This is a genomic window from Streptomyces sp. NPDC058697 (assembly GCF_042715345.1).
Classification (GTDB): domain Bacteria; phylum Actinomycetota; class Actinomycetes; order Streptomycetales; family Streptomycetaceae; genus Streptomyces; species Streptomyces liliifuscus.
The window spans coordinates 250052-262654 of record NZ_JBHXSU010000011.1 but is presented as its reverse complement, the minus strand read 5'-3'; the positions used below and the strand labels follow the sequence as shown (position 1 = coordinate 262654).

Annotated in this window: 11 protein-coding genes and 1 pseudogene; 4 read left to right on the top strand and 8 right to left on the bottom strand. The window is 71.6% G+C overall.

The window, feature by feature from the left end; genetic code table 11:
* Positions 1–6 precede the first annotated feature (6 nt).
* Positions 7–798: a creatininase family protein gene (locus tag ACFWXQ_RS26210; RefSeq protein WP_383950255.1), complete on the top strand. Its 792-nt coding sequence runs from the start codon at positions 7–9 to the stop codon at positions 796–798.
* Positions 799–1001: 203 nt separating this feature from the next.
* Here ACFWXQ_RS26210 and ACFWXQ_RS26205 read toward each other — a convergent pair.
* The 5 genes and pseudogenes from ACFWXQ_RS26205 to ACFWXQ_RS26185 form a co-directional block, all read right to left on the bottom strand.
* Positions 1002–2042, bottom strand: a pseudogene (locus tag ACFWXQ_RS26205) (lysylphosphatidylglycerol synthase transmembrane domain-containing protein); the annotation flags it as partial.
* A gap of 14 nt (positions 2043–2056) precedes the next feature.
* Positions 2057–3136 carry a class I SAM-dependent methyltransferase gene (locus ACFWXQ_RS26200; protein ID WP_383950252.1) on the bottom strand — a complete coding sequence of 360 codons (1080 nt, stop codon included), beginning with the start codon at positions 3134–3136 and terminating at the stop codon, positions 2057–2059.
* Positions 3133–4233, bottom strand: coding sequence for a glycosyltransferase family 4 protein (locus ACFWXQ_RS26195; protein ID WP_383950285.1), 1101 nt, complete (start codon positions 4231–4233; stop codon positions 3133–3135). Before ACFWXQ_RS26195 ends, ACFWXQ_RS26200 begins: the two co-directional genes overlap by 4 nt.
* 23 nt (positions 4234–4256) lie before the next feature.
* Positions 4257–4655, bottom strand: coding sequence for a 6-carboxytetrahydropterin synthase (locus tag ACFWXQ_RS26190; RefSeq protein WP_189839644.1), 399 nt, complete (start codon positions 4653–4655; stop codon positions 4257–4259).
* 172 nt (positions 4656–4827) lie between these two features.
* Positions 4828–5850 (bottom strand): zinc-binding alcohol dehydrogenase, encoded by a 1023-nt coding sequence (locus ACFWXQ_RS26185; protein ID WP_383950249.1) that lies wholly within the window; start codon positions 5848–5850, stop codon positions 4828–4830.
* Positions 5851–5994: 144 nt separating this feature from the next.
* Between ACFWXQ_RS26185 and ACFWXQ_RS26180 the strand changes: the two genes are divergently transcribed.
* Complete coding sequence (locus ACFWXQ_RS26180) at positions 5995–6780, top strand: CDP-alcohol phosphatidyltransferase family protein (RefSeq protein WP_383950246.1); 786 nt, start codon at positions 5995–5997, stop codon at positions 6778–6780.
* A 147-nt stretch (positions 6781–6927) separates the two neighbouring features.
* On the opposite strand, the gene ACFWXQ_RS26175 is transcribed toward ACFWXQ_RS26180, so the two are convergent.
* Positions 6928–7806 carry an oxidoreductase gene (locus ACFWXQ_RS26175; RefSeq protein WP_383949799.1) on the bottom strand — a complete coding sequence of 293 codons (879 nt, stop codon included), beginning with the start codon at positions 7804–7806 and terminating at the stop codon, positions 6928–6930.
* Between the two features lie 172 nt (positions 7807–7978).
* On the opposite strand from ACFWXQ_RS26175, the gene ACFWXQ_RS26170 reads away from it, so the two are divergent.
* The gene (locus ACFWXQ_RS26170) at positions 7979–8890 is read left to right on the top strand and encodes a helix-turn-helix transcriptional regulator (RefSeq protein ID WP_383949796.1); all 912 of its coding nucleotides are present in this window, start codon (positions 7979–7981) and stop codon (positions 8888–8890) included.
* Between the two features lie 64 nt (positions 8891–8954).
* Here the strand turns inward: ACFWXQ_RS26170 and ACFWXQ_RS26165 are convergent, their stop codons facing one another.
* Complete coding sequence (locus ACFWXQ_RS26165) at positions 8955–10415, bottom strand: MFS transporter (protein ID WP_383949793.1); 1461 nt, start codon at positions 10413–10415, stop codon at positions 8955–8957.
* A 366-nt stretch (positions 10416–10781) separates the two neighbouring features.
* Between ACFWXQ_RS26165 and ACFWXQ_RS26160 the strand changes: the two genes are divergently transcribed.
* Positions 10782–11360 (top strand): TetR/AcrR family transcriptional regulator, encoded by a 579-nt coding sequence (locus ACFWXQ_RS26160; protein WP_383949790.1) that lies wholly within the window; start codon positions 10782–10784, stop codon positions 11358–11360.
* A 6-nt stretch (positions 11361–11366) separates the two neighbouring features.
* Here ACFWXQ_RS26160 and ACFWXQ_RS26155 read toward each other — a convergent pair whose 3' ends face one another.
* Entirely contained in the window at positions 11367–12467 is a 1101-nt protein-coding gene (locus ACFWXQ_RS26155; protein WP_383949787.1) for a fatty acid desaturase family protein, read from the bottom strand.
* Positions 12468–12603: the final 136 nt, after the last annotated feature.

Here is a 12603-nt window from a genome sequence, read left to right as displayed (position 1 = left end):
GAGAAAATGGGCAATTCGGGCGGTTCGGAAATACGGCTCACAGTGTCAGGGCAGTTGCCGACAGACACCACGGAAGACGTACGCGCACGAGGTGCCGGTGCCGCCCGGCAGGTCGCCGTGCTTCCCGTGGGCAGCTTCGAGCAGCACGGTGCGTATCTTCCGCTGTCGACGGACACGCTCGTCGCGTGCGCGATAGCCCAAGAGGTCGCTGCCGCATTCCCCGTTCACCTCCTTCCTCCGGTGACGATCTCCTGCTCGCACGAACACGCGGCCTGGCCGGGAACGGTGAGCATTTCCTCCGTGACGCTCCATGCGATGGTGCGTGACATCGCCGACTCGCTGCGTCGGTCCGGTGTGGACACCCTCGTCGTGGTCAATGGACATGGCGGCAATTACGTATTGGGCAATGTCGTGCAGGAATCCACGGCCGCCGGTGCCCGGATGGCTCTTTTCCCGGCCGCGGAGGACTGGGAGGCTGCGCGCGAACAGGCCGGGATACAGACCTCGTTGCTCACCGATATGCACGCGGGGGAAATAGAGACCTCCATTCTGCTGCACAGGCACCCCGAATTGGTAAGGCCGGGTTACGAGACCTCCGACTTCGAGGCCGACGACCGCCGGCAACTGCTCACGCTGGGCATGTCGGCCTATACCAAGTCCGGTGTCATCGGGCGCCCTTCGAGGGCGTCCGCCGAGAAGGGGAAGGAACTCCTCGCCTCGCTGGCCGACTCCTTCGGAGCGTACTTCTCCCTGCTGACATCGGAGACCGGGCTTCCTGCGGTCGTCGATCGGCACTGAGTGTCCCCGTTTCCCTCCGCGCGGGCCGAGATCCGGGGCGCCGGTGACTCCAGGTGCGAGTCCGGGCCCGGCTCGGCGGCCGTGCTCTCCTGCGGGCGCCGCAGCCCCGCGTACCAACGCGCCACCAGTACGGCGACACCGGGCAGGCTCGCGGCGAAGCTGAGCACGCCGTAGACCACGGCCACGGTCAGGCCCTGGGTCGCGCCCAGGCCCGCCGCGCCGAACGCCCAGGCGGTGGCGCCTTCCCTGGGTCCCCAGCCGCCGACGTTCAGCGGCAGCCCCATGGCGATCAGGGCGAGCAGCGCCAGCGGCACCAGCACGGCGGCGGACGCGGTCGAGCCTGCCGCCCGGGCCGCGAGCAGGAACATCAGGACGTGTCCCGCGAGCACCACGACGGACGAGATCAGGACGCCCGGCCAGCTCCCGCGGGCCAGCAGCGCCCCGCGCGCCTCGGTGAGGGCGCCGCGCACGGCCCGGTAGCGGCGCGACGCGCGCGGCGCCCTGCCCCTGCTGCGGACCGCGCCCACGGTGACGACCCCGCACAGCGAGACGGCGGCCAGCAGCACGGCGAGGTGCCGGGTCTCGGTCAGTACCGGCGAGGGCAGGGTGAGCAGCACGGTCACGCCGACAACGGCCAGGACCGCCTGTCCCGCGACCCGTTCCAGGACGACCGCGCGCACTCCGCGGCCGACGTCACCGGCGCTCTGTCCGTGCCGTACCGCGCGGTGCACGTCACCGAGCACACCGCCCGGCAGGGCCGCGTTGAGGAACAGCGCGCGGTAGTAGTCCGCGATCGCCGGGCCCAGCGGCAGCCTGAGCTTCATCCCGCGGGCCACCACGCACCAGCGCCAGGCGCTGAACACGGTGGTCAGCAGGCCGATGCCGAGCGCCACGAGGAGCGTCGGGCCGTCGATCCGGCGCAGGCCGTCCAGGAAGACCCCGGTGCCGAGCCGCCAGGTGAGCACGGTGAGAATGACGACGCCGGCGATGGTGCCGAAGTGGGTGCGCAGGACGCGGGAGTTGAGCCGGGCCCGGACGGGACCCGTGACGCGGGCCAGGACCCTGCGCGGACCCGCGGTGGGCGTGCCCGCCGTCGCGTCGGCGGGAACCGACCCGGTCTCGCCGTGCTCTCCGTCATCACCGTCGAGGCGTGCTCGTCCGGTCTCCTGCCGCGCACCGCCGTCACGGACCGCCGACGACAGTTCGTCGTCCAGGACGGCCAGTGACTGTGCCTCGTCCGCCATCGCCGGCGTGCTCATCAGGCTCCCCCTGTCGGGCGGGCCAGCGCGAGCAGGTCACTGTGGTGCACCACCACGTTCAACTCGCCCGCCTCGCAGGCCGCGAGGCGTTCCTTGAGGTAGGCGTCGGCGCGCGCGGCCAGTTCCGGGCGCTGCTCGACGGCCGCGCCGACCCAGCCGCGCAGCCACTCCGCGGTCAGCGCGGACTCGTCCGGGCCCAGACGCCACGCGCTCGGGTGCACCCGGACCGTCGCGCCGTGCCGGGCGAAGGCGTCGCAGGCCGCGTTGATCGATTCGGGGCCGAGCAGATCGCCGCGCCGCTGATGGTCGTTGAACGCGTCGACGATCTCGTCGTCCAGCGGGTGGGCCGGGGTGAGTTCGACGCGTCCGACCACGGAGAGCGTCAGGAGCGCGGGGCAGCCGGCTCCGGCGCAGGCCGCGGCCAGGGCCTCGATCTCGTCCGGCGTGAGGACGTCAAGGAGTGCTGAGGCCGTCACCAGGGAGGCGCCGGCCAGGGCGTCCGCGGTCAGCCGGGCGACGTCGCCGCGCTGTGTCTCCACGGTGACGCGGCTGCCGTCGGCGGCCGACCGGGGCGACCCGACCGCCGCGAAGTGCAACAGATACGGGTCACGGTCGTGGAGCACCCAGTGCTGGGGTCCGTCGAGCCTGGGCGCCAGCCAGCGGCCCATGGAGCCGGTGCCGCAGCCGAGGTCGTGGATGACGAGCCCGCCACGCCCCGGCAGGTTCGCGAGCCGGATCCGCAGCGGGTCGAGGAGCTCGGCCGCGCGGGCGGCCGCGTCGACGGGCTCACGCAGCTCCAGCCACTCGGGGGCGTAGCGGGTCGTGTCGTCGGTGGCCTCGCCGCGAGTGCGGTCACCGAGCCGAATCGTTCCTGTGTCCCGTCCCTGGCCGGCCCGCCCCTGGCTCGGCACCGCGGGCTCGGTCTCGGTCGTCGTCATCTCGTCGTGTCCCCGCCCTGCCGTGTGCGTTCCCTCACCACGTCCCAGCGAGGCGGTGGTCGTCTCCTCGTCGAGGCCCGGTTCGGCCGTCGTCGTGCCGTGCCCCGGAATCCCGGGCGGCGTCGTGCTCGTACCGCTCATGCCGCCCCGATCCTTGCCTCGCTCTTCAGTCGCCCCAGGACACCCGACAGACTCCGGGCCGTGGCGGCCCAGCCTCCGAGGGAGGCCCGGCGGGCGCGCGCGGCGGCCTTCAGGCGACGGCGTACGTCGGCCTCGCCGAACCAGCCGCGCAGTTCGGCCGCGAGGGCCGCGGGGTTCTCCGGCGGCACGAGGAGCCCGGGCACCCCGCCGTCGGGCGCGCGCCCGACGGCCTCGGGGAGCCCGCCGACGTCCGTGGCCAGCACGGGGATACCGCGGGCGAGCGCCTCGGTGACGGCCATGCCGTACGTCTCGGCGTACGAGGTGAGGACCATGAGGTCGGCGGAGGCGTAGCTCGCGTCGAGCGCGGCGCCGGACTGGGGGCCGGCCAGGTGCAGCCGGTCGCCGAGGCCGTGCTGCGCGATCAGGGCCCGCAGCCCGGCCACGTACTCGGGGTCGTGGTCGAGGCCGCCGACGAGGACGCAGGTCCAGGGCAGGTCGGTGACCGCGGCGAGGGCCTCGACCAGTCGGTGCTGTCCCTTGCGCGGGGTGACCGAGGCGACGCACAGGAGCCGTGAGACGCCGTCGGTGCCGGAGGCCAGGGGTGCGATGTCGGCGCCGGGCGAGGCGACATGGACCCGGTCGGGCGCGAGGCCGTGGTGGGCGACGAGCCTGCGGGCCGCCCACTCGCTGGTGGCGACGACTGCGGGCACGGAGCGCAGCGTGCGGCGCTCCCGGGCGTCCAGGTCGGCGGCCAGCGCGGGCGTGAGTCCCGTCTCGTCGCCGAGCGGCAGGTGCACGAGGACGACCAGGCGCAGCCGTTCGGCCTCCGGGATGACGATCTCGGGGACCGCGCAGGCGACGAGACCGTCGAGGAGTACGACCGTGTCGTCGGCCAGGTCCGCGAGGGTGCGGGCCAGTTCGGCGCGGGCCGGGGCCTCGGGCTGGGGCCAGCTGCCGTCGATGGCGTGCTTGTGGACCTGCCAGCCGAAGCCGGGGAGGTCGAGGCTGACCCGGGCGTCGTAGACGTTGCCGCCGCTGGGCATGGTCGGGTCGTCCACTCCGCCGGGCATCACGAAGTGCATGGCGCGCAGGGACATGGGGATGATGTCGGCGTTGTGGTTCACAGGGCACGCTCGTAACTCGCCCAGGCGATGTGCGACTCGTGAAGGGTGACGGTGATGCCGGCCAGGCCGCGGGCTCCCTCGCCCAGCAGACCCTTCTCCACGCGCTCGGCGAGGCGGTCGGCGACGACCTTGGCCAGGAACTCCGTCGAGGTGTTGGTGTCGGCGAACACCGGCTCGTTGTCGAGGTTCCGGTAGTTCATCTCGGCCACCACCTCCCCGAGTTCCCTGGTGGCCAGTCCGATGTCGACGACGATGTTGTCGTCGTCCAGCTCGGCGCGGCGGAACGTGGCGTCCACGAGGAACGTCGCCCCGTGCAGGCGCTGCGCGGGTCCGAAGACCTCTCCGCGGAAGCTGTGGGCGATCATCAGGTGATCGCGGACGGTGATGCTGAACAACGGACGACCCTCCAGGTGCGGCGCGTCTGACCCCTCTTGCCGGGGCGTGCCGTGTAGTACGGCCGGTCCGTTCTCCGTGTTCAGGGGGTTCGGCTCGGAGTTTCGGACGACGCGCTCCGCTGGGTGGGGCGGTTGGGTTCGGTGTGGGTGGGGGTGAGTTGGTGACTGCGGGTCAGTGGGGGCTTGTCGCGCCGTTCCCCGCGCCCCTGAGGGGCGCGGTTGCGTCGTAGCGGACGAGATGGCACATCTCCGTCGAGTCTGCCGCAGCGAGCCCGGTCATCGTCTCCGGTAGCTCATCGAAGGAGGACTCGCCGGTGATCAGGGCGTCGAAGGCCGGGTCTGCGAGCAGGTCGAGGGCGATGGCGAGGCGGTCGGCGTAAGTGCGGCGGGCGCTCCTGGCCGGGGAGACGGTTCCGACCTGGCTGCTGCGTATCACCAGGCGGCGGGAGTGGAACGCCTCGCCGAGCGGCAGGCTGACCTTGCGGTCGCCGTACCAGCTCAGTTCGAGGACGGTGCCCTCCGGGGCGAGGAGTTCGAGGGAGCGGGCTAGCCCTGCCTCGGTGGCGCTGGCGTGGACGACCAGGTCTCGGTCCCCGGCCGCGTCCGCCGGGAGCGCGAAGTCGACGCCCAGGGCCTGTGCGATCTCGGCGCGTGCCGGGTTGGCGTCGACGAGTTGGACCCTGGCCGCGGGGAACCGCGCCAGGAGCGCGGCGACACTCGCGCCGACCATGCCGGCGCCGACCACGGTGATCCGGTCGCCGATCAGGGGTGCCGCGTCCCACAGGGCGTTGACGGCGGTCTCCACGGTTCCGGCGAGTACGGCGCGCGAGGCGGGCACGGTCTCGGGCACGGGAGTGACGGCGCTCGCCGGGACGACGAACCGGGTCTGGTGCGGATAGAGACAGAAGACGGTCCGCCCGAGGAGATCGGTCGGCCCCGCCTCCACCACGCCCACGTTCAGGTATCCGTACTTGACCGGGCCGGGGAAGTCGCCCTCCTGGAAGGGCGCCCGCATGGCCGCGTGCTGGCTCTCCGGCACGCCTCCCCGGAAGACGAGCGTCTCGGTTCCGCGGCTCACCCCTGAGAAGAGTGTTCGCACCACGACCTCGCCCTCGGCGGGTTCGGGCAGTTGGGCGTCCCGGATCTCACCGAGGCCGGGAGAGCGGAGCCAGAAGGCGCGGGCGGAACGGTCCATTCGGCATCCTCCTGAGTAATCCATGTGTATGGGCTGAGCAAATGAGCTGAACGATCGGGCGGCGAGCCACGTACCGACCTTTGCGAAGCCGCGCACAAGGTACGCGGCAATGATCGACTCTGTCACCTGGCCGGAGGATGTGCGGTGGCCCTGAACAACACGTACGACGCGAGGCTCTTGCAGCAGGAGACGGCCGTGGGAGCGGGTGTGCAGCTTCTGTTGCTCACCGTGCTCGGCACGGCGCTCGGCATGGGGCCCGCGGGCTGGCTGACGGGACTGGCGTTCGCGCTCGCGACGTGGGCGGTGCTCTCACGCGCCCTGCATCGCACGCGGCCCCGTTCCTTCGGACCCGCGAACCGCGTGACCCTGGGCCGGGCCACCCTTGTCGGCGGAGTGACCGCGCTCGTCGCGGACTCCTTCCAGAGCCCGCCGCCCGTGACGGTCCTCGTCGCCCTCACCGCGGTCGCGCTGATCCTCGACGCGGTCGACGGCAAGGTCGCCCGCCGGACGGGTTCCTCCTCCGCGCTGGGCGCGCGGTTCGACATGGAGGTCGACGCGTTCCTCATCCTGGTGCTCAGCGTGTACGTCGCCACGACCGTGGGCCCCTGGGCCCTGCTGATCGGCGGCATGCGCTACGCCTTCGTGGCGGCCGCCAGGTTCCTGCCCTGGCTGAACAACACCCTCCCGCCGAGCACGGGCCGCAAGACGGTGGCCGCCCTCCAGGGCGTCCTGCTCCTGCTCGCGGGCTCGGGCATCCTCCCGTACGCCCCGACGTTCGGCGTCGTCGCCCTCGCCCTCACCCTGCTGACCTGGTCGTTCGGCCGGGACATCGCGTGGCTGTGGCGCACGCGGGGCTCTGCCGAGCGGGGGGTGGCGGCGGTCGAGGTGGAGCTCCTCCACCGGGAGACCGCGGGTGTGGGCGCCCCGTAAGGGGCGGTTGCCTTTAGGGGCGCGGGGAACTGCGCGCTCAGCCCCCACAACCCGCAGCCGAGGAAGTACGTCGACTGCGGGTTGTGTGTGGCTGGTCGCGCAGTTCCCCGCGCCCCTAAATGCGACGGGGGTTGCCCCGTGCTTGAATCAGCGGCCGATCCTGTCCAGTTCCGTGATCTCGTGGGCCGGCAGGACCACATCCGCCGCCGCGATGTTGTCCCGCAAGTGGGCCCGCGAAGACGTGCCAGGGATCAGAACCGTGGTCGCGGAGCGCTGGAGCAGCCAGGCCAGGGCCACCTGCTGGGGCGAGGCGTCCAGGCGGGCGGCCACGTCGGTCAGCGTCTGCGACTGGAGCGGACTGAAGCCGCCGAGAGGAAAGAACGCGGCGAACGCGATGTTCTCCGCCGCGCACCGCTCGACTAGGGCATCGTCCTGGCGGTTGGCCAGGTTGTAGAGGTTCTGCACGGTGACGACCGGGGCGATGGCCTGCGCCTCGGTCAGCTGGGCGTCGGAGACGGCGCTGACACCGAGGTGGCGTATCAGGCCTTCCTTCCGCAGCTCGGCGAGTGCGCCGAACTGGTCGCTCAGCGGCTCCTCGTCCGTTCCTCCGTCGTTGGAGCCGACGCGCAGGTTCACCACGTCGAGGGCGTCCACGCCGAGGTGCTGGAGGTTCTCGCGGACCTGGGCCTTGAGGTCCTCAGGGTCCCGCGACAGGATCCAGCTGCCGTCGTCGCCGCGGCGGGCACCGACCTTGGTGACGATGCGCAGGTCGGCGGGGTAGGGGTGGAGGGCCTCCTTGATGATCTCGTTGACGACGACGGGCCCGTAGAAGTCGCTGGTGTCGATGTGGGTGATGCCCCGCTCGACGGCCTCCCGCAGGACCGCGACGGCCTCGTCCCGGTCCTTGGGCGGCCCGAAGACGTTGGGGCCCGCCAGCTGCATGGCTCCGTATCCCATGCGGGTGATCGTCAGATCGTCCTCCAGGGTGAGGGTTCCGCCGGAGACCGTGCCGGTTGCGTCCGTCATGGTGTGCCTTTCGCTGTGTGTCCATGGCTGTTCTGCGTCTGTCTGTGCGTGGACGGGTTCGTCCTTCGCCGATGCCGACTCTTCGCCCGATCGGCGGTGGTCGGCAGTACCCCGCTGTTCCTGGTAGTGACAGGGACAGTCACCGGCGCCGGGACGGACCTACGGTTGAGTCATGGACGCAACGAACGCCCTCGGAGAGTTCCTGCGGGCCCGCCGGGCGCTGATACGGCCCGAGGACGCCGGGATCCGTCGCGGCGGCGGTCTGCGGCGCGTACCGGGACTGCGGCGCGAGGAGGTCGCGATGCTGGCCGGGATCAGCGCCGACTACTACCTGCGTCTGGAGCAGGGCCGCGACCGCAACCCGTCGCTCCAGGTCCTCGAAGCCCTGGCCGACGTCCTGGACCTGGACGCCCCCGCCACCGCGCACCTGATCGGTCTGACCCAGGCACGCCCGTCCCAGACCCGTCGACCGGACCGCTCCGGCGACCGTGGACGCGCCGCGCAGAAGCCCGAGCCCGTGCCGCCAGGCATCCTCCAGCTCATCGACGGTTGGCCGAGCAATCCCGCGTACGTCGAGAACAGGTTCACCGACGTGCTCGCGGCCAACGCACTGGCGAGGGCCCTGTCCCCGACCCACTCCCCCGGCGTCAACATCCTGAAGGCCATCCTTCTCGACGAGAACGAACGGGAACTGCGCCGGGACTGGGAGGAACTGACCGAGGCGGGGGTCGCCGCCCTGCGGGCCAACGTCGGACCCGACGTCGACGATCCCCGCCTGGTGGAACTCGTGGGCGAACTGTCCGTACGCAGTGAGCGTTTCCGCCGTCTGTGGGGCCGCCACGACGTGCGGCCCAAGCTTGCGCGCGTCATGCGGCTGCGCCATCCGAAGGTCGGCGACCTCGAACTGCAGTCCAACAAGCTGGTCATCAACGGCACGGACGGCCTGATCCTCAAGGTCTTCCACGCCGAACCGGGCAGCCGCGACGCCGAACTGCTCGCCATACTGGGGAGTTTGACAGCGCCCACCGGCGAGAGCCGGAACCTGGCCGGCTCCGAAGAGCACCAGGCCGTCGACGAGCAGTGACGGCCGTCGCGCGGACCTCTGGTGAGGGTCCGGGCGACGGCCGGTCCGTCGGTCCCCGGTCGTGTCAGCCGCGCACGCCGGGTGTGACGGTCTCCTGATCCGTACGTGACACCTCGTGGTCGTCGGCGGTGGCCCGGGGCAGGCGGGACATACGGTTCGCCCGCTGGACCGGGACGAGGAGCGCGGCCAGCGCCGCGGCGAGGCAGAGCAGGGCGAGCAGCGTGAATCCGTGGGTGTAGCCGGAGGCGTACGGCAGGCCCGAGGGCTGCAGGTGGCCGGTCACCAGGACGCTGGTCACGGCGGCGCCGATGGATCCGCCGATGGTGCGGATGTTGGCGTTCATGCCGGTCGCGGCGCCGGTCTGCTCGGCCGGGACGCTGCCCACGATCAGGTTGGCCATGGAGGCGAAGGCGAGACCGATGCCGAGGCCGAAGACGCCCGACACGAAGGCGATCTGCCACTGCTCGTCGTGCCAGAGGGCGAGGAAGCCGCAGGCGACCGCACCGAGCGCGGCACCGGTGGTGAGCAGCTTCTTCGCTCCGAGCACCGGCTCCAGTCGGCCGCTCAGGATGCCCGAGACGAACATCGCGATCAGCATCGGCAGCATGAGCAGTCCGGACGCGGTGACGCTCGCGCCGAATCCGTACCCGGCGGAGCTGGGCGTCTGGACGAAGCCGGGCAGGAAGGACCAGATCGAGTACATGCCGGCGCCGAACAGCAGCGCGGCGGTGTTGGTGGTCCACACGGCGGGCAGCCGCATGACACGCAGGTCTATCAGCGGGGAGCGGGAACGCGACTCGGCCAGCAGCCACAGCGCGAAGAGCACCACGGCGGCGGCGAACAGCCCGATCACCCGGGCGGAGCCCCAGCCCCACTGGCCCGCCTGGCTGAGCGGCAGCAGGAGCGCCACCAACCATGCCGACAGCAGGACGGCGCCGAGCCAGTTGACGCGGCCCTCGGCGCGGCTGGGCGACTCCGGGACGTACCGGAGGGCGATCAGCGTGGTGACGGCGACGATGCCGACGGGGAGCCAGAAGAGCCAGCGGTAGCCGAGTGCGCTCACGACGGGACCGGCCGCGACCATGCCGACACCGCCGCCGGCGGCGATCACGGCGGACAGGTTGCTGATGCTGGGGCTCACCCGGTGCGCGGCGAACTCGTCCCGGATGATGCCGAAGGACAGCGGGAACAGCGCGCCGCCGATGCCCTGGACGACCCGGGCGACGATCAGTACGCCGATGGTCGGGGCGAGCGCGGCCAGCAGACACCCGAGCAGCACGGCCACCAGGACGGCCACGAGGGTGCGTTTCTTGCCGATCAGGTCGCCGACCCGGCCGAGGATCGGTGTGAAGACCGAGGCGGACAGCAGGTACGCCGTCATCACCCAGGTCGCGGTGGACTGGGAGGTGTCCAGTGCGTGCTGAACGGTCGGCAGGGCCGGTGCGATCAGCGACTGGAGCATGGAGAACACGCCCGCACCGGTCGCGAGGACCGCGAACGTGAGGCGGGTGGACTTGCGGGGCATGGAGAGCCTCTCCGAACTGGTTGCGGCCGAGAGCCTCGCACCGCGGCCGTACGGGCCCGGCGACTGCCCGGGGGCAGCACAGGGCACGGCGACGGTCACGGGGTGGCGGCCCTCCCGGCTTCGGGCGCGGCCGGGCGCCGGGAGGGGGTCGCGGAAAGTGTCAGGGGACGGGCGATGCGCTCGGGCGCAGGACCCGCACGGGTACGGGCCGGGGCCCGCCCGTGTGCGGGGTGGCGTCGCGTCGTCGATGCGTGCGGCCGCACGCGTCCACGCCGTACGCACCCCGCACTGTTAAAGTGGAGGTACCCCTCCATTGTAGCGGAGGCACCCCTCCGCTTCAACCTCGTCCCGCCCCGGGAGGCAGCAGTGACCGCCCAGTCGTTCCCCGTCAGCGAGATCGTCGCGTCCCGGCGGCCGCACCGGAAGGACGCGGCGCGCAACTACGACGCCCTGCTCACGGCCGCCCGCGAGGCCTTCACGGAGCACGGCGCGGAGGCCTCACTGGAGGACGTCGCCCGTCGCGCGGGCGTCGGCATCGGCACGCTGTACCGGAACTTCCCCACCCGCAGGCATCTCTTCGAGAGCGTCTACGCGGACGAGGTCAACGCCCTGTGCCGGGTCGCGGAGGAGGTCGCCGAGCTGGAGCCGTGGGAGGCGCTGACGACATGGCTCGACCGCTTCGCCGACTACATGGTGACCAAGCGGGCCGTCCGGGAGGCGCTCAACGACGAGTCGGAGATCTTCACCGCCTGCCGCGAGTCGATGTACGCGGCCGGCGGCCCGCTGTTCGAACGGGCGCAGCAGTCCGGCGCGGCACGCACGGACATGGACTTCGTGGACCTGCTGCGCATGGTCGCGGGCATCACCGCGACGGCCTTCGACGACGACGCCCAGCGCGACCGGATCCTGGCTGTCGCACTGGACGGCGTACGCGCGTCCCGCTGACCGGGGTCAGTACTCCAGCTCGGGGCGCAGCCGCAGCGGCCCGGCGACGTCGTGGAGGTGGCGCAGCACCTGGCCGTAGGAGTCGAGGAGCCCGGTCTCGTGGTACGCGATGCCGTGGCGGGCGCAGTACGCGCGCACGAGTTCCTGGGCGTGGCGCAGGCTGGGCCGCGGCATGGAGGGGAACAGGTGGTGCTCGATCTGGTAGTTGAGCCCGCCGAGCGCGAAGTCGGTGAACCGGTGGCCACGGATGTTCCGTGAGGTCAGCACCTGCCGGCGCAGGAAGTCAATTTTGTCGTCCTTGGCGAACATGGGCATGCCCTTGTGGTTCGGGGCGAACGAGCACCCCATGTAGAGCCCGAACAGCCCCTGGTGCACAAGGAGGAAGACCACGGCCTGGAGCGGGGTGAGGACCAGGAACAGGGCCCCGAGATAGCCGCCGATGTGCGCCGCCAGCAGGCCCGCCCCGGCAAGCCTGCTCCGCCGCGGGTTCGCGTCGCCGGTGCGGTCGAAAAGCGCCCTTACGCCGGCCACGTGCAGGGCGAAACCCTCCAGGAGCAGCATCGGGAAGAACAGCCAGGCCTGGTGACGGGCCAGCCATGCGTAGGCTCCGCTGCGGACGCGGGCCTGATCCTTGGTGAAGGCGATCGCGCCGTCGGCGATGTCGGGGTCGCGGTCGACGTGGTTGGGGTGGGAGTGGTGCCTGTTGTGCTTGGCGATCCACCAGCCGTAGCTGAGGCCGATCAGCAGATCGGCGTGGACGCGGCCGAGCAGCGTGTTGACGCGCTTGGAGGAGGAGATCTGGTGGTGTCCGGCGTCGTGCCCGATGAACCCGGTCTGGGTGAACATCACCGCGAGGAAGGCGGCGGTCAGCAGCTGCCACCACGAGGGCCCGATCAGGGCGAACGCGGTCCAGCCGGCGGCCAGCAGAAGCAGGTTCGCGCCGACCTTGACGCTGTAGTAGCCGGGGCGTCGCTTGAGCAGCCCGTGCTGCTTCACCTCACGGGACAGCGCTGCGTAGTCGCTGCCCCGGGCGCCGGGCGGGGGTTTCGTCGTCTCGGCGTGCTGGGCCGCCGGATCGGTGCCCCGGCTGATGAAATCAGTGCTCACGGCTTTCCTTTCGGGTTGCGCGGGCCGATGGCGCCGACGCGGGGGCTGGGCGCCGAACGCGGAAGCCCGTACGGAAGCTGATGGATGCGGAACGGTGCGGACAGGTGGAGACCGATGCACACGGATGCAGCACAGG